General features: G+C 53.7%; 14 protein-coding genes. 10 read left to right on the top strand and 4 right to left on the bottom strand.

Going from position 1 to position 16,161, the window contains the following annotated elements; genetic code table 11:
* Nucleotides 1–25: 25 nt before the first annotated feature.
* Complete coding sequence (locus PMPD1_RS18005; RefSeq protein WP_173635328.1) at nt 26–421, top strand: DUF423 domain-containing protein; 396 nt, start codon at nt 26–28, stop codon at nt 419–421.
* Entirely contained in the window at nt 414–1,514 is a 1,101-nt protein-coding gene (gene rlmM, locus PMPD1_RS18000; protein ID WP_173635327.1) for a 23S rRNA (cytidine(2498)-2'-O)-methyltransferase RlmM, read from the top strand. Before PMPD1_RS18005 ends, rlmM begins: the two co-directional genes overlap by 8 nt.
* Before the next feature lie 23 nt (nt 1,515–1,537).
* Here rlmM and xni read toward each other — a convergent pair whose 3' ends face one another.
* The 3 genes from xni to queF all read right to left on the bottom strand — a co-directional run bounded on the left by xni (nt 1,538) and on the right by queF (nt 4,730).
* A complete protein-coding gene (xni, locus tag PMPD1_RS17995) occupies nt 1,538–2,290 on the bottom strand; it encodes a flap endonuclease Xni (RefSeq protein ID WP_173635326.1) in 753 nt (250 codons plus the stop codon).
* 39 nt (nt 2,291–2,329) lie between these two features.
* The gene (gene ppnN, locus PMPD1_RS17990) at nt 2,330–3,694 is read right to left on the bottom strand and encodes a nucleotide 5'-monophosphate nucleosidase PpnN (RefSeq protein WP_173635325.1); all 1,365 of its coding nucleotides are present in this window, start codon (nt 3,692–3,694) and stop codon (nt 2,330–2,332) included.
* A gap of 190 nt (nt 3,695–3,884) precedes the next feature.
* Entirely contained in the window at nt 3,885–4,730 is an 846-nt protein-coding gene (gene queF, locus PMPD1_RS17985; RefSeq protein WP_173635324.1) for an NADPH-dependent 7-cyano-7-deazaguanine reductase QueF, read from the bottom strand.
* Nucleotides 4,731–4,796: 66 nt separating this feature from the next.
* Here queF and syd point away from each other — a divergent pair, with 66 nt between their 5' ends.
* From syd to PMPD1_RS17960, 5 genes are all read left to right on the top strand, one after another.
* Nucleotides 4,797–5,342, top strand: coding sequence for a SecY-interacting protein (gene syd / locus PMPD1_RS17980; RefSeq protein ID WP_173635323.1), 546 nt, complete (start codon nt 4,797–4,799; stop codon nt 5,340–5,342).
* 578 nt (nt 5,343–5,920) lie between these two features.
* The gene (locus tag PMPD1_RS17975) at nt 5,921–6,250 is read left to right on the top strand and encodes a YqcC family protein (RefSeq protein ID WP_173635322.1); all 330 of its coding nucleotides are present in this window, start codon (nt 5,921–5,923) and stop codon (nt 6,248–6,250) included.
* Nucleotides 6,250–7,029, top strand: coding sequence for a tRNA pseudouridine(65) synthase TruC (gene truC, locus PMPD1_RS17970; RefSeq protein WP_173635321.1), 780 nt, complete (start codon nt 6,250–6,252; stop codon nt 7,027–7,029). Before PMPD1_RS17975 ends, truC begins: the two co-directional genes overlap by 1 nt.
* 10 nt (nt 7,030–7,039) lie before the next feature.
* Complete coding sequence (locus PMPD1_RS17965; RefSeq protein WP_173635320.1) at nt 7,040–7,486, top strand: flavodoxin; 447 nt, start codon at nt 7,040–7,042, stop codon at nt 7,484–7,486.
* Nucleotides 7,486–8,634, top strand: coding sequence for a glycerate kinase (locus tag PMPD1_RS17960; RefSeq protein WP_173636281.1), 1,149 nt, complete (start codon nt 7,486–7,488; stop codon nt 8,632–8,634). Before PMPD1_RS17965 ends, PMPD1_RS17960 begins: the two co-directional genes overlap by 1 nt.
* Nucleotides 8,635–8,673: 39 nt before the next feature.
* Here PMPD1_RS17960 and barA read toward each other — a convergent pair whose 3' ends face one another.
* Entirely contained in the window at nt 8,674–11,418 is a 2,745-nt protein-coding gene (gene barA / locus PMPD1_RS17955; RefSeq protein ID WP_173635319.1) for a two-component sensor histidine kinase BarA, read from the bottom strand.
* Nucleotides 11,419–11,613: 195 nt separating this feature from the next.
* On the opposite strand from barA, the gene rlmD reads away from it, so the two are divergent.
* The 3 genes from rlmD to mazG all read left to right on the top strand — a co-directional run bounded on the left by rlmD (nt 11,614) and on the right by mazG (nt 16,070).
* Complete coding sequence (gene rlmD / locus PMPD1_RS17950) at nt 11,614–12,930, top strand: 23S rRNA (uracil(1939)-C(5))-methyltransferase RlmD (RefSeq protein ID WP_173635318.1); 1,317 nt, start codon at nt 11,614–11,616, stop codon at nt 12,928–12,930.
* Nucleotides 12,931–12,962: 32 nt separating this feature from the next.
* Nucleotides 12,963–15,200 (top strand): GTP diphosphokinase, encoded by a 2,238-nt coding sequence (gene relA / locus PMPD1_RS17945; protein ID WP_173635317.1) that lies wholly within the window; start codon nt 12,963–12,965, stop codon nt 15,198–15,200.
* Between the two features lie 87 nt (nt 15,201–15,287).
* Nucleotides 15,288–16,070, top strand: a complete 783-nt coding sequence (mazG, locus tag PMPD1_RS17940) for a nucleoside triphosphate pyrophosphohydrolase (protein WP_173635316.1) — start codon at nt 15,288–15,290, stop codon at nt 16,068–16,070.
* Nucleotides 16,071–16,161 lie beyond the last annotated feature (91 nt).

Here is a 16,161-nt window from a genome sequence, read left to right as displayed (position 1 = left end):
CGCGTACCCTGTTGAGGATTGTTTGATGTCCAGTCGTGCAATGCTGATTTTTGCCGCGCTCAGCGGCTTTGTTCTGGTGGCGTTTGGCGCATTTGGCGCCCATGTATTAAGTAAATCGCTGGGCGAAGCTGAAATGGCGTGGATCCATACCGGGCTTGATTATCAAGCCTGGCATACGTTGGCGATTTTAGGGCTCGGCGCGGCCATGTTACGCCGGGCGAACATCTGGTTTTACTGGAGCAGTGCATTTCTGGCGCTGGGCACGGTGTTATTTAGCGGCAGTTTGTATTGCCTGGCTCTGTCTCATCTTACTTTATGGGTATTTGTTACGCCGGTAGGCGGCACCTGTTTCTTGATCGGCTGGATTTTGATGTTAATTGGCGCACTGCGTCTGAAGAGGAAGGCGGGTAGCCATGAATAAAGTCTTGTTGTACTGCCGTCAGGGTTTTGAAAAAGAGTGCGCGGCGGAAATTACCGATAAAGCGGCACGCCGTGAAATCTTTGGTTTTGCGCGGGTAAAAGAGGATGCCGGTTACGTTTTGTTTGAATGCTATCAAACCGAAGATGCCGAAAGGCTGCTGCGCGAACAGCCGTTTGATGAGCTGATTTTTGCTCGCCAGATGGTGGTGGTGGGAGAGTTACTGCGTGATTTACCGCCGGAAGACCGTATTACGCCGATTGTCGGTATGCTGACCGGCGCGGTAGAGAAGGGCGGTGAGTTACGGGTGGAAGTACCGGATACCAATGAAGCAAAAGAGCTACTAAAATTTTGCCGTAAATTTACCGTGCCGCTGCGCGCCAGCCTGCGGGCAGAGAAGATTCTGCTCAACTATGAGAGCGCGAAGCGCCCGGTAGTTCACGTATTCTTTATTGCTCCCGGCCATTGCTATGTTGGGTACTCTTTCCCGACCAATAACTCACCCTTCTTTATGGGGATTCCTCGCCTGAAGTTTCCTGCCGATGCGCCAAGCCGTTCGACCTTGAAACTGGAAGAAGCCTTCCATGTTTTTATCCCGGCGGATGAGTGGGATGAGCGCCTGGCAAGCGGCATGTTTGCAGTTGATTTAGGCGCTTGTCCGGGAGGCTGGACGTATCAATTGGTTAAGCGCAGCATGATGGTTCATGCGGTGGATAATGGGCCGATGGCGCCGGCATTAATGGATAGCGGGCAGGTGACGCACCACCGTGAGGATGGTTTTAGATTTCGTCCGACGCGCTCCAATATTTACTGGCTGGTGTGCGATATGGTGGAAAAACCGGTGCGCGTGGCCAATTTAATGGCGGATTGGTTGCTTAATGGTTGGTGTCGGGAAACGATTTTTAACCTCAAGTTGCCGATGAAGAAACGCTATGAAGAGGTGTCGCAAAACCTCGCGATGATTGATGAGAAACTAAAAGCGAACGGCATCAATGCACAGATTCGCGCGCGTCAGCTCTATCACGACCGTGAAGAAGTGACCGTGCATATACGGCGTATTTGGGGAGCGGTGCCCGGACGGCGCGATGAGCGCTAATGATTAGCGGCTAGCGGCCGCCGCTACGATAACCGCAATTCTTTCAGGTTGCCATCCAGCACTAAGTCGGTTTGTAAGGTGGCAACCTGCCGGCAAATCAGCGCCATTTCCTGCTGGCGTTCCAGTTTATTGCGCCACTTCTCCGGTACCTCCTCCAGCCGCTGATAGATTGCATCTAACGAGCCAAATTGGCGCAGTAGCTGACCGGCGCTTTTCGGGCCAATCCCCGCAACGCCAGGAATTTTACTGCTGCTGATACCGGTCAGAGCCCAGTAATCGGTCAGTTGCTGTGGTGAGACGGCAAATTCGTGTTCAATAAATGGCACGTCCAGCCAGCGTTTCTGAAAATAATCCCGAATACGAATTCCGGGCGCCAGCAACTGGCAATACCCTTTATCGGTTGAAACAATGGTCGCCTGATGGCCGCTGTTGGCGACTTTTACCGCCAGCGTTGCCGCCAGGTCATCCGCTTCATTATCTATCGCTACCCGGCAGGCGACGCCTGCCCGGCTAAACGCTTCTCGCAGCGCGGGCATTTCGGCACGCAAGTCTTCCGGCATTGGCGGCCGTCCGGCTTTATAGTCAGGCAGCAGGCGGTGGCGCCAACTGTCATTACGCGCGTCATCATCAAACACCGCCACTGCGTGAGTGGGTTGCGCATGCCCAATCAACTGACGTAGCGCATTGACGCAGGCCTCCTGGCAGGGTGAACCCTGCACCGCGTGGATACGGCGGATAAGGTTTAGCGCATCGACAATTAAAAGATGAATAGTCATAGGCCAGATGCGGGCAGCGCCAACGCCGCCCGAGTGTGGTTACTTAATGATTTCATAGCATGGGATATAGGCGGTGCCGGGCAGCTTCATACGATGCTGTGCGACAAAGCCCTGCAACAAATCATCCATACGATGCATGATGTCGGCATCGCCGTGGAGCTTGTAAGGGCCTTTCTCCCGAATCTCACGTATCCCCATTTCTTTAACGTTACCGGCGACAATACCGGAAAACGCGCGGCGCAACGCAGCGGCTAACTGCTCCGGTGGTTGATTTGGGTACAAATTAAGGTTCGCCATATTTTCATGGGTGGGCAGGAACGGCATCTGGAGATCTGGCGCAATACGAATCGACCAGTTAAAGCTGTAGGCATCACCCGTTTCGCGCCGGTTCTCTTTCACGCGCGGCATCGCTTTTTTCATCAACCGCGCAACTTCGGCGGCATCGTCAATGATGATGGTGTAGTGACGACGCGCCTGCTCACCGAGCGTGCTAACGATAAACTCATCCAGCACGTGGAAGTAATCCGCGCTCTCTTTCGGGCCGGTCAAAATCAGCGGCAGCACTTGATCGTGGTTGGCCGGATTCATCAAAATACCCAGCAGATACAGCAACTCTTCCGCGGTGCCTACGCCGCCGGGGAAGATGACGATACCATGTGCAATACGGACAAACGCCTCCAGACGTTTTTCAATATCCGGCATGATGATCAATTCGTTGACCAGCGGGTTAGGCGGCTCGGCGGCGATGATCGATGGCTCGGTCAAGCCGATAAAACGCCCTTCTTTATAGCGCTGTTGGGCGTGACCGACCGCCGCGCCTTTCATTGGCGCTTCCATTACGCCGGGGCCGCAACCGGTACAAATGTTGAGTTCGCGTAAGCCGAGCTGGGTGCCAACGTTGCGGCAGTACTGATATTCGATGGCATTAATCGAGTGACCGCCCCAGCACACCACGGTATTCGGGAACTCGCCAACATGCAGCGCGCGGGCGTTACGCAAAATCGAAAACACTAAATTGGTAATATGGACAGCGTTTTCGGTATCCAAATGCTGAAAACGTCCGGCATTCACGATCTGGCCGTTTACAAACAGAATATCGCGCAGCACCGCGAACAGGTTGGCTTGTAAAGAACGAATAATACGCCCGTCGACAAAAGCTTCTTCCGGTGGATTAATCAATTCCAACTTAACGCCGCGTTCGCGCCGCAGCACATTAATATCAAAGTTTTCGAAGCGGGAGAGCAGTTCATGGCTGCTGTCGGTTTGACTTCCGGAGTTGAGTACGGCGAGCGAGCAGTTACGAAACAATTGATAGAGATCGCTGCTGGCCGTACGCTTCAGCATGTCGACCTCTAATTGCGAAAGCAAATCCATCGAGCCGAGAGGGCTGATATGTGTAATCAAGATAACTCCTTTACACCCGCCAGGGTGACTGATAGCCCAGCCCGCACCAAGATAACCAGCACGACGCAGAGCCGAAAAAATCCCTGGGCAGAGGCATGAAGCCGCCGCCGGTATCCAGAGTAGCCTTGTCTGCTACCGTTTCTCAACCTGATTCCTTTGCCAGAAATGCGGCCTGCGAGATATTTCGCAATTACTGGCGAACCAGGCGTGAATGGGTGGGGGTAAAATCGCCATTGGCACGCCAGGGATTAATATCCAGACCGCCGCGCCGCGTGTAGCGCGCGTACACCGCAAGGTATTCCGGTTGGCAATAATGCATCAGGTCGTTGAAAATACGCTCAACACACTGTTCATGGAATTCATTGTGATGACGGAAAGACACCAGATAACGCAACAATGCCTCGCGTGAAATGCGCGGGCCGCGATAGCGAATTTGTACCGAGCCCCAATCGGGCTGATGCGTGATCAGGCAGTTAGATTTTAACAGGTGGCTTACCAGTGTCTCTTCAACCCTATCCGTATGGGTGGCGTTCGCGAGATAGTCAGCGTTGAACTGATAGCGCTCTATCTCAATATCCTGCTCATCAATACAGTAGCCGTCAAAATGGCCGATAGGTTGGCCTTCTACTTCCTGTAAGCGGAAGAGCGCAACGCTGACCTCGCCCTGCGCGCAAGCGCTAAGGTCACGCTCCAGCGTTTGACGTACCTGGCCCCAATCGGCAAATTTGGTCTGATTGAAACTGTTGAGATAAAGCTTGAAGCTTTTTGATTCAATCAGGTTAATACTGTTGGCCTGCAGGATTACTTCTCCCACCGCAACTTGCGGGACGCCTTTGGCGTTCAACCAGGAGAGTTCATACAATGTCCAAATATCCGCGCCGTGAAAGGGCAGGTTATCGGGATAAAGGCCGAGCGGTTCCCGGTTCATACTGCGGGGAACCGCCTGTAACAAACTGGCGTCATAATGGTCGTGATACGCCGTCGGTTTGCCTAAACTCAGGCCTTCAAGCGCCTGGTGCCGTTCGTGAGAAGACATAAAATTACCTTATGGCCCATCTAAAGGCTGTAAGTGTAACGTAGCCAGCTAACTGTGAGAAAGAGAATGACAGAAGAGACCTCCGCCGCGTTGCGGGAATTTACCCGGCGCTATTGCCAGCAATGGCAGCAACAACATGGCCATCTCCCGGCCAGCGAGGAGCTGTACGGCGTGGCATCGCCTTGCGTGACCGAAACGCGCGGCGATGAAGTTTACTGGCAGCCGGTGCCGTTTAGCCTGGCGCAAAATCTTGAGGCGGTAGAACGCGCATTGGATTTACGTATCCAGCCGGCATTAACCGCGTGGTACACCACGCAATTTGCCGGAGATATGCAGGCGCGGCTGGACGAAACCACCATGACGTTGATTCAGGTATGGAGCGAGGAAGATTTTGTTCGCGTTCAGGAGAACTTGATTGGGCATTTGGTGATGAAACGGCGTTTAAAACATTCACCAACGCTATTTATTGCCACCACCTCCTCTGAGTTAGAGGTGATTTCGCTGTGTAATCTCAGTGGAGAAGTCATCCTTGAGCAACTCGGTACCGCGAAGCGAAAGACGTTGGCGCCTGATTTACCTCATTTTCTCGACGTATTGGATCCTGTTTTGTAAGCAACTAAAGAGATCTGCCGCATGGTATGTAAGTGATCTCTTACATTGCTTGTGCGAGATCAATATTAAAGCTGTGGGACGAAATACCCTTTATTGCGTTAAACAACCATAATTCATACGCTTAGTGATTAAAGGGGTATTTGCATCTGAACCAGTACATTTGTCGTCCATTTAGGTGTCTTGCTAAATGATGTCGGTAAGGCAAACTACTCCACATTGAAAAGGACGTCGTGGAATGGACAGCATCAGGATGGTGTGTTTGGGAAGGCTCATGACGAGCGGTAAAATCTCAGGAAAGAGATAACGGACACCTCCAGGACGGAGAATGAGAGCCACTTGAGGGAAAGGTGGCGGGCCAGGACGCTAATGGATTGTTTGCCATGACGGCTACTGTGTCAGGATGGCGCGCAGGAAAAGTTTTCATGGATGAGCAGGGAGCATAATCGCAGCGGGAATGTTGCAAACGAACCGGGGAGCACTGTTATTACAGTGCTCCCTTTTTCTATGGATTTTTTTACCCCTTCAGCAACGAATGTTATGCTTGCCGCCCGTTTTTGATTCCGTCAATGAGGTGGTGGATGAACCACGAACAACAGGTGCGTCAGGCATTGCTGGACGTTGAGCAAGTTCTAAAGACCCACCAACTGTGGCAAAGCCACGCGCCGGAAAGCCAGGCATTTAGCAGCACTGAACCCTTTTGCGTTGACACCATGCAGCCGCTTGAGTGGCTGCAATGGGTATTGCTTCCCCGGATGTGGGCGCTACTGGATGCAGGTGCGTCGTTGCCGCAAAATTTTGCCATCACACCGTATTACGAAATGGCGTTGGAAGCAGCGTTGCCGGGGCGAATCGCGCTATTAGTGCGCCTTACCGCGCTGGATGCGCTTTTCACCCGGCAGGCCGACTAATGCTGGAAATACTGTATCAAGACCCCTGGCTGGTGGCGGTGAATAAACCGGCTGGCTGGTTAGTACATCGCAGTTGGCTCGATCGCAAAGAAAAAGTGGTGGTGATGCAAACGGTACGCGACCAGATTGGTCAACACGTTTTTACCGTGCATCGCCTTGATCGGCCTACCTCCGGCGTGCTGTTAATGGGGCTTTCCAGCGAGGTGGGGCGCTTATTGGCGCAGCAGTTCGAACAACACCAAATCCGTAAAACTTATCATGCGGTGGTGCGTGGTTGGCTGGAAGGCGCCGCCGAGTTGGATTACCCGCTCACTGAAGAGCTTGACAAGATTGCCGACAAATTTTCCAGTGCGGATAAAGCGCCGCAGCCAGCGATTAGCCACTATCGCTCGCTGGCAATAACGGAAATGCCGGTCGCGATCGGGCGCTATGATTGCGCGCGCTACAGCTTGGTGGAGTTGGAGCCGAAAACCGGGCGTAAACATCAGCTTCGTCGTCATATGGCCCATTTACGCCACCCGATTATCGGCGACAGCTCGCATGGCGATTTGCGGCAAAACCGTGGCGCGGCGCAGCATTTTGGCTGTAATCGTTTGATGCTGCATGCCAGCAGTCTGGCGTTAACTCATCCAGTGACCGGCGAACCGTTAACGCTGCGCGCCGGGTTGGATGATGTCTGGCGACAAGCGATGGCGCAATTCGGCTGGCAAAGCTGTTTCCCTGATCTCGCCGGGGTTGAGTTTGCCTCGTCGGCGCGTCAGGATAGAGCATTAGATTAAGGAGAGCATTATGGCGCAGGTGGGTATTTTCGTTGGAACGGTGTATGGCAATGCGTTGTTGGTGGCAGAAGAAGCGGAACCCATTTTGCAGCAGCAGGGCCATGAGGTAACCATTTTTGAAGATCCCTCGTTGAGTGATTGGCAGCGCTATAGCGATAAAGTGGCGTTGGTAGTGACCTCGACCACCGGGCAGGGTGATTTTCCCGATAGCATCGCCGACCTGTTTCAGGCGATCAAAGACCAACTGGGTCATCAACCACAATTACGCTATGGCGTGATCGCACTAGGCGATAGTAGTTATGATCATTTTTGCGGCGCCGGGAAAAATTTTGACGCTTTGCTGCAAGAGCAGGGCGCAACGCGTATTGGCGAGGTGTTAACCGTCGATGCCAGCGAAGATCCTGAACCAGAGAGCGTTACTTCACCGTGGGTTGAAACCTGGGCTGAGAGTTTATGATGAAAATCGTCATTGCGCCGGATTCGTGGAAAGAGAGTTTATCCGCTCTACAGGTGGCTTCGGCGATCGAGGCGGGGTTTCGTGAGATCTTTCCCACCGCTGAGTACGTAAAGCTGCCGCTGGCGGATGGCGGTGAAGGGACGGTAGAAGCAATGGTGGCGGCGACCAACGGGCGTATTATCAACCTTGACGTCACCGGGCCATTGGGCGAACCGGTTGCGGCTTTTTACGGGGTGTCAGGCGATGAGCGCTGCGCGTTTATTGAGATGGCGGCGGCAAGCGGGCTGGAACGCGTGCCCTCCAGCCGACGCGATCCGTGGGTCACCACCTCATACGGTACCGGCGAATTGATTCGCGATGCGCTGGATAACGGCGTCAAACATTTTATTATTGGTATCGGCGGCAGCGCCACTAACGATGGCGGCGCCGGTATGGTACAGGCGTTGGGCGCGCGTTTGTTGAATGCGCGCGGCGAAGCGCTTGGGTTTGGCGGTGGGGCGTTATTAGACTTAGCGCATATTGATATTAGCGCGCTTGATGCACGTATTAAGCACTGCCGTTTTGAAGTGGCGTGCGATGTCACCAATCCATTAACCGGCGAGGAGGGCGCATCGGCGATTTTTGGGCCGCAAAAAGGCGCCACGCCGGAGCGCGTTAAACAGTTAGATGCGGCGTTAGCGCACTACGCCTGCGTTATTCAACGTGATTTAGGGATTGATGTTCTGACCATTCCCGGCGGCGGGGCGGCAGGCGGTATGGGCGCCGCGTTACATGCTTTTTGTCAGGCAGACCTGCGCCGGGGTATTGAGATCGTTACCGACGCGTTGGGATTGGATGCGTTGGTGAAAGAGGCAACGTGGGTGATTACCGGCGAAGGGCGTATTGATAGCCAGACCCTACAGGGTAAAGTGCCGGTCGGCGTGGCGAAAGTCGCTAAACGCTATCACAAGCCGGTGATTGGTATTGCCGGGAGTCTGTCTAACGATGTAGCGGTAGTCCATCAACATGGGCTGGACGCGGTATTTAGCGTTGTCTCCCGTGTTTGTTCGCTGGAAGAGGCGCTAGAGCAGGCGGCGGAGAATTTGCGTATGACGGCGCGTAATGTCGCCGCCACGCTGGCGATGGGCCTGGCGGAGAGTCATCAATAACCTTGCCGGACATTACGTCCCGCCCAATTCACGCGATGCTTACACCGGCTCCTCGCCCTCTTGTAAATGCGCTTTCGCCAGGCTTTCAACATTCTCCATCTCATCCAGCAACTCCAGCAGTTCAGGCTCCAGCTCGGCCAGAGCGCTTCCCTGGCGCAAACTGTGCTCCAGGTGCTGACAAAGCTGTTTCATACGCGGCACGCCGCTATAGCTGGCGCTACCGTGCAACTTATGGATCATTTCACCCAGCCCCTGCGCACTATTTTCCGCCAAACGTTGCTCAACCAACTGGCGTACCTCAGGTAAAAAATCGAGCAGCATTTGCAAGAGATCGCGAGCGAGCGCTGGCTTATTTGCCGCCTGCCTGAGCGCCAACTGCCAATCGAGCGACGGCAAAACCGCGGGCAGCGCCGCCGGAAGCGTGGGTTGAATACCCGGCGCGTAACGCGCCAGTAGGTGGCTCAATTTTACTTCGTCAATCGGTTTGGCAAGAAAATCATTCATGCCCGCTTTCATCAGTTGTTCGCGTTCGCCGTCAATCGCATGCGCGGTAACCGCAACAATCGGCGTATTGGCATGCTGTGGCAATTGGCGGATCATCTCGCTGGCGCGCAACCCATCAATTTCAGGCATTTGAATATCCATCAGGATGATGTCCAACGCATTTTCCCGAGCCAGCAATAGTGCCTTCTCGCCACTGTCGCACAGCAAAATTGTCTCTACCTGCTCCTCCAGTAGGGCGCCAATCAGCTTGAGATTCGCCGGGTTATCATCTACCGCCATGACGGTAAGCGGTAAGCGATGCCGTTCGGGCAGATCGTAAATTTTGCGCGCGTGGAGTTCGAGCACCGCCGGCAAGAGGCGCGTTAGGCTAACTGGCTTGGTTAAACAGACGCCGATACCGCGCGCTTTCAACTCTTCGGCGTACAACTGCATTTGACTTGGCACTGCCACCATCACGCAATCGGCGCGCGCCAACAACGCATTAATCAGCTCCTGCGACATGTCATGGTTATGGCGCTGCGAAACCGGTATCCCTAACAGCAGGATGTCGTAATGCGGCTCTGACAGGCCGTTAATATTGGTGCTATAGCTGATATGCATTGGCGTGGTGCTAAGCATATCCAGGGTAGCTGCCGCTGCCGCCGGGTTGGCTTCTACGTAAGCGAAACGCTTCCCTTCCAGGCAGGCTAACGCGCGCGGATCGCTGGCGGCGTTCGGGTTGAGTTCCAGACTAATGTGGAACCAAAATGTAGAGCCATGATTGAGGCGGCTATGAAAGGAGATTTCGCCGCCCATTTCATTCACCAACCGCTGGGTAATCACCAGCCCCAGGCCGGTGCCGCCATGACGGCGCGAGATGCTAGCATCAGCCTGGCGGAAGGCTTGAAACAGTTGTGACTGTTGTTTCTCGGAAATACCGATGCCGGTATCATGCACTTGGACTTCCAGCTCCATTTTGCCGGTACTCTGCGAGCGTTTTTCTACCCGAATATCGATGTTCCCACGCTCGGTAAACTTGATCGCATTGCCTATCAGATTGGTAATGATCTGCTGCAAGCGCAGCGGATCGCCAATCGCGTTGTCCGGCACATCATTTTGAATATGAATGGTCAGTTCCAGACCTTTTTCGTGCGCTGAGGGCGCCAGCAGTACCAACGTTTCATCCAGCGTCGTGCGCAGCGGGAACGGGATCGATTCCAGAATCAGCCGCCCGGCTTCCAGCTTAGAGAAATCCAACACGTCATTAATGATGCTTAACAGGTTATTCGCCGAGCGTTCAATGGTATGTAAATAATCGCGCTGCGTGCCGCTGAGCGGCGTTTTAAGCGTTTGCCGCGTGAAACCAATCACGCCGTTAAGCGGAGTACGTAACTCATGCGACATATTGGCGAGGAATTCAGATTTGATACGTGCCGCTTCCTGGGCGCGCTTTTTCGCCAGATCCAGTTCGACGTTCTGAATTTCCATCTGCTCCAGCGTTTCACGCAGGTCATAGGTCGCCTGATCGATATTTTGCTGCATCTCTTCGTGATAAGCGGTGAGCGACATGGCCATTGAGTTGATGCCGTTTTTCAACATATCTAACTCGCCGAGCATGTAACCTTCTACGCGGCTATCCAACTGCCCGCGGCGGATACGGTCAACGGTACTGACCATGTTCCGAATCGGCCCGGTGACATCCCGCATCAGACGGTAGGCGAAAAGCATTGCGATGCAGAGGCAAAACAGCAGCAATAGGGTGGAAACAAACACTTCTTTATATTGCTGCAAACGCACCGATTGTAGATCTAATTCAATGGCGACATAGCCTAACGGATTGCCGGTAGGTTTAGCGTCCTGACCCGGCGACTCATCCGGATAGTAGCTTTCTGACACAATCGGCGTGCGCAAAATCATGGCATTGCCACTGCGTTCAATGGCAATGCCCGGCAACAGTTTGGTGGTATCCGGGGTACGCAATAAATCGGGATTAAGATGGTAGTTGGAGGTGACGAAAACCTGGTTTTGATCGTCAAATACCGTGATGGCGCGAACAATATCGGAATGACGCCGATGTAACAAACTAACCAGTTCGCGCACCGATTCGCGGCTATGAAAGGTCATGCCATATTCGCTGGAAACCGCCAGCGGTTCGATGATATTGGCGCCAGCATCAATTAACTGATGCTGAAGTTCGTTATACCGATGCACCACGAAGAAGGTGCTCAGCAGCAGGCCAATCATCAACGTGGGCGCCAGGATAAGGATCATCATTCGTGCCCGCAGGCTATATTTGGTCATAAGCTTCCTGTGCGGGCGAACCATCACCCTCATTCCTAATATCAGCAGGTATTTTTGCCGTGTGATTCCATTTGGCCTCGGCACGCAAACCTTATGCGGAAATTTACTAACAGAATACACGACACGGGTCGAATTAATTTGCCCTCCAGGGTAGGCTACGCACGTTTTTAACCATTCCCGGAAACCGACTCCATTATGGCGCAATTCTACTCTGCAAAACGGCGTGTGACGACCCGACAAACGATTACTGTGACGATTGATGAACTGGATGTGTTCGGCCAGGGCGTCGCGCGTCATCAAGGGAAAGCCTTGTTTGTCAGCGGCGCATTGCCAGGAGAGCAGGCTGAAGTCGAGATCGTGGAGGATAAGCGTCAATATGCGCGTGCCAAAACTCGCCGGCTGCTGAATCAGAGCCCGGAACGTGTCACGCCATTGTGCCCCCATTTTAGCGTCTGCGGCGGCTGCCAGCAGCAACACGCTTCGCAGGCTTTGCAACAGCGTAGTAAAGCGCGTTGGCTGGCACATTTATTAAGCCGCGAAACCGGACGGGAAGTGCCGATTGATGAAGTACTTAGTGACGGTGCCTGGCAATATCGCCGCCGCGCCCGTCTCGGCTTGAACTACCAGGCCAAAAGCCGCCGCTTACAAATGGGCTTCCGTCAGGCCGCTTCCGCCGAGTTGGTGGATATCACGCAATGCCCCATTTTGAAGCCCGAACTTAACGCATTACTCATGCCCTTACGCGCCTGCTTATCCGAGTTGCGCGCAGTGCGGCGGTTGGGGCATGTGGAGCTGGTGCAGGCGGATAATGGCCCGCTACTGGTATTACGCCATCTTGATGCATTGCATGCTGAAGATCGGCAAAAACTGGAACGATTTTCGCATCAGCATCGCGTGGCCCTGTTTTTAGCGCCGGATAGCGAAACGCTGGAGCAGGTTAACGGCGAGATGCCCTTTTACCAGGTCGACGATCTCCGGCTGACGTTCAGTCCACGGGATTTTATCCAAGTTAATGAGGCGGTTAACCAGCAAATGGTGGCGAAAGCGCTGGCCTGGCTCGATATCCAATCCGACGACCGTATACTGGATCTGTTCTGCGGTATGGGGAACTTTACTCTGCCGTTGGCAAAACGAGCGCAAAATGTTGTCGGTGTGGAGGGCGTTACAGCTTTAGTAAATAAGGGTGCGTATAATGCGGGTGTGAATTATCTTAAAAACGTTGCTTTTTTTCACGCCAATCTGGAAGAAGATGTGACGCGCCAGCCTTGGGCAGCGCAGGGATTTACCAAAGTGTTATTGGATCCAGCTCGCGCGGGCGCGGCGGGTGTAATGCAACACATTACCAAACTCGCACCGCATCGTGTTGTCTACGTTTCCTGTAATCCGACTACACTTGCCCGGGACAGTCAGACCTTGCTGGCTGCCGGTTACCAATTGGAAAGGGTCGCGATGCTCGATATGTTCCCGCATACCGGGCATCTCGAATCCATGGTGCTGTTTAGTAAAGCATAAGTGCCTGAATAGTTATTTTGCCAGGAGAGGTTATGGTTGCGGTAAGAAGTGCACATTTGAATACGGCTGGCGAGTTTGCGCTCGACCAATGGATCACCAGTTTGGCGATCGCAAACCCGCAGTCATGTGAACGACTGGCCGAGGCCTGGCGCTATTGCGAAGCCGCCACGCAAAACCATCCTGAGCAAGCGCAGTTGTTGTGGCGCGGCATTGAAATGGTGGAAATCCTTTCGATGTTGAGTATGGATAATGACAGCTTGCGCGCCGCGCTGCTGTTCCCGCTGGTCAACGCCAATGTGGTGTCGGAAGAGACGCTGGAAGAAGCGTTTGGCAAAGGAATTGTGTCATTAGTCCACGGTGTGCGCGATATGGACGCCATCCGCCAACTAAAAGCTACCCATAACGACTCAATGGCTTCCGAGCAGGTGGATAATGTCCGCCGGATGTTGTTGGCGATGGTGGAAGATTTCCGCTGCGTGGTGATTAAGCTGGCGGAGCGTATTGCACACCTGCGTGAGGTGAAAGACGCGCCGGAAGACGAACGTGTGTTGGCGGCCAAAGAGTGCACCAATATCTATGCACCGCTGGCCAACCGCCTCGGTATCGGGCAACTGAAGTGGGAACTGGAGGACTTCTGTTTCCGCTATCTGCACCCGGATGAATATAAACGCATCGCGAAATTGCTGCATGAGCGCCGCATCGATCGTGAGCAGTATATTGATAGTTTTGTGGAAAACCTGCGCAAAGAGATGGCCACCGAGGGCGTAAAGGCCGAAGTGTACGGGCGTCCAAAGCATATCTATAGCATCTGGCGCAAAATGCAGAAAAAAGCGTTAGCGTTCGATGAGCTATTTGATGTGCGGGCGGTGCGTATCGTGGCTGAACGCCTACAGGATTGTTATGGCGCGCTGGGTATTGTGCATACGTTGTATCGCCATTTGCCCAACGAGTTTGACGACTATGTCGCCAACCCGAAACCAAACGGCTACCAATCGATTCATACCGTGGTGCTTGGCCCGCAAGGGAAAACGGTAGAAATTCAAATCCGTACCCGGCAAATGCATGAAGATGCCGAGCTTGGCGTGGCGGCGCACTGGAAATACAAAGAAGGGCCGGGCAGCAGTAGCGCGCGCGGCGCTTCTGGTCATGAAGAGCGCATTGCATGGTTACGCAAGCTGATTGCCTGGCAAGAAGAGATGGCGGATTCGGGCGAAATGCTCGATGAAGTGCGTAGCCAGGTCTTTGATGACCGGGTGTATGTGTTTACGCCGAAAGGGGATGTGGTTGATTTGCCGGCAGGTTCAACGCCGCTGGATTTCGCTTACCATATTCACAGCGATATTGGTCACCGCTGCATTGGGGCGAAAATTGGTGGTCGTATAGTACCGTTTACCTATCAATTGCAGATGGGCGACCAGGTTGACATCATTACGCAAAAACAGCCGAACCCAAGCCGCGATTGGTTAAACCCCAATCTCGGTTACGTAACCACCAGCCGGGGGCGTTCGAAAATCCACGCCTGGTTCCGTAAACAGGACCGCGATAAAAACATCGTTGCCGGGCGCCAGATCCTCGATAATGAGCTGAATCAGCTCGATATTAGCAGTAAAGAAGCGGAAAAATTACTGTTGCCGCGTTACAACTTCGGCACCCTGGACGAGTTACTGGCGGCGATTGGCGGCGGCGATATTCGCCTCAACCAGATGGTGAATTTCCTTCAGTCGCAGCTTAATAAGCCGAGCGCGGAAGAGGAAGATCGTGAAGCCTTGCGCCAGTTGACACAAAAATCCCACGCTTCTTCGGCGCGTAGCGGCAAAGAGAGCGGTCGGGTGGTGGTCGAAGGCGTGGGCAATTTGATGCATCACATTGCGCGTTGCTGCCAGCCGATCCCAGGCGACGATATTGTCGGGTTTATCACGCAGGGGCGAGGTATCTCCATTCATCGCGCCGACTGTGATCAACTCGCGGAACTGATCTCGCACGCCCCTGAGCGTATTGTCGATGCGGTATGGGGCGAAAGCTATTCCAGCGGCTATTCGCTGGTGGTGCGGGTTACCGCTAATGATCGTAGCGGTTTACTGCGTGATATCACCACCATTTTGGCCAATGAGAAGGTGAACGTGCTGGGCGTGTCCAGCAGGAGTGACACCAAAAAACAGTTGGCAACCATCGATATGGATATCGAAATTTATAACCAGCAGGTGCTGAGCCGAGTGCTGGCGCGTTTAAATCAGGTGCCGGATATTATCGACGCTAAACGTCTACACTAACGCGTTCCTGCCTGCCTTGCGGCGCGCGATTATGCCGCCGCAAGCTTCTCCTCGTTTTACCTGAATTCATTCAATAAGGTTCCGCTTATGACTTCTCTCGATCGCCTGTTAGGCATCATGAAAACCCTCCGTTCCCCGCAAAACGGCTGCCCGTGGGATCGTGAACAAACCTGGCATACGATTGCGCCTTATACGCTGGAAGAAACCTATGAGGTGTTGGATGCGATTCAACGCGAAGATTTTACCGCGCTGCGCGATGAACTCGGGGATCTGCTCTTTCAGGTGGTGTTCTACGCGCAAATGGGCAGCGAAGAAGGGCGGTTTACTTTCGACGATATTTGTCGTTCGATTAGCGACAAGTTAGAGCGCCGTCACCCCCATATTTTCGGCGCGGTCAGCGTCGCAGACAGTGAGGAAGTTCTGCGCAACTGGGAACAGATTAAGAGCGCGGAGCGAGCGGATAAAGCGCAGCATTCGGCGCTGGATGACATCCCACTGGCGTTACCGGCCTTGATGCGCGCGCAGAAAATCCAAAAGCGTTGTAGCAATGTTGGTTTTGACTGGACTTCTCTCGGGCCGGTGGTGGACAAAGTGCATGAAGAGATCGAAGAGGTCATGTTCGAAGCGCAGCAAGCGGTGATAGATGAAGACAAGCTGGAGGAGGAGATGGGCGATCTGCTGTTTGCGACGGTGAACCTTTCACGTCATCTGGGGAAGAAAGCAGAAACCGCGCTGCAAAAAGCCAATGTTAAATTCGAACGTCGCTTTCGTCAGGTGGAGCAGATCATCGCCGCGCAGGGATTAACCATGCCGGAAGCCTCGCCGGAACAGATGGAAGCGGCCTGGCAGACAGTGAAAGCCGGAGAGTAGGCGGCGCGGCGCTAAGCGCCCAGGCTAACACGATTCAGCTTTTGCTGCCGCTATGACTAAAATCAAACCTACGTCGGTAGAGATAGGGTAT

The sequence above is a fragment of the Paramixta manurensis genome, from assembly GCF_013285385.1.
Lineage (GTDB): Bacteria > Pseudomonadota > Gammaproteobacteria > Enterobacterales > Enterobacteriaceae > Paramixta > Paramixta manurensis.
The sequence above is the reverse complement of the archived record's forward strand: the minus strand, read 5'-3'. Positions and strand labels throughout refer to the sequence as shown.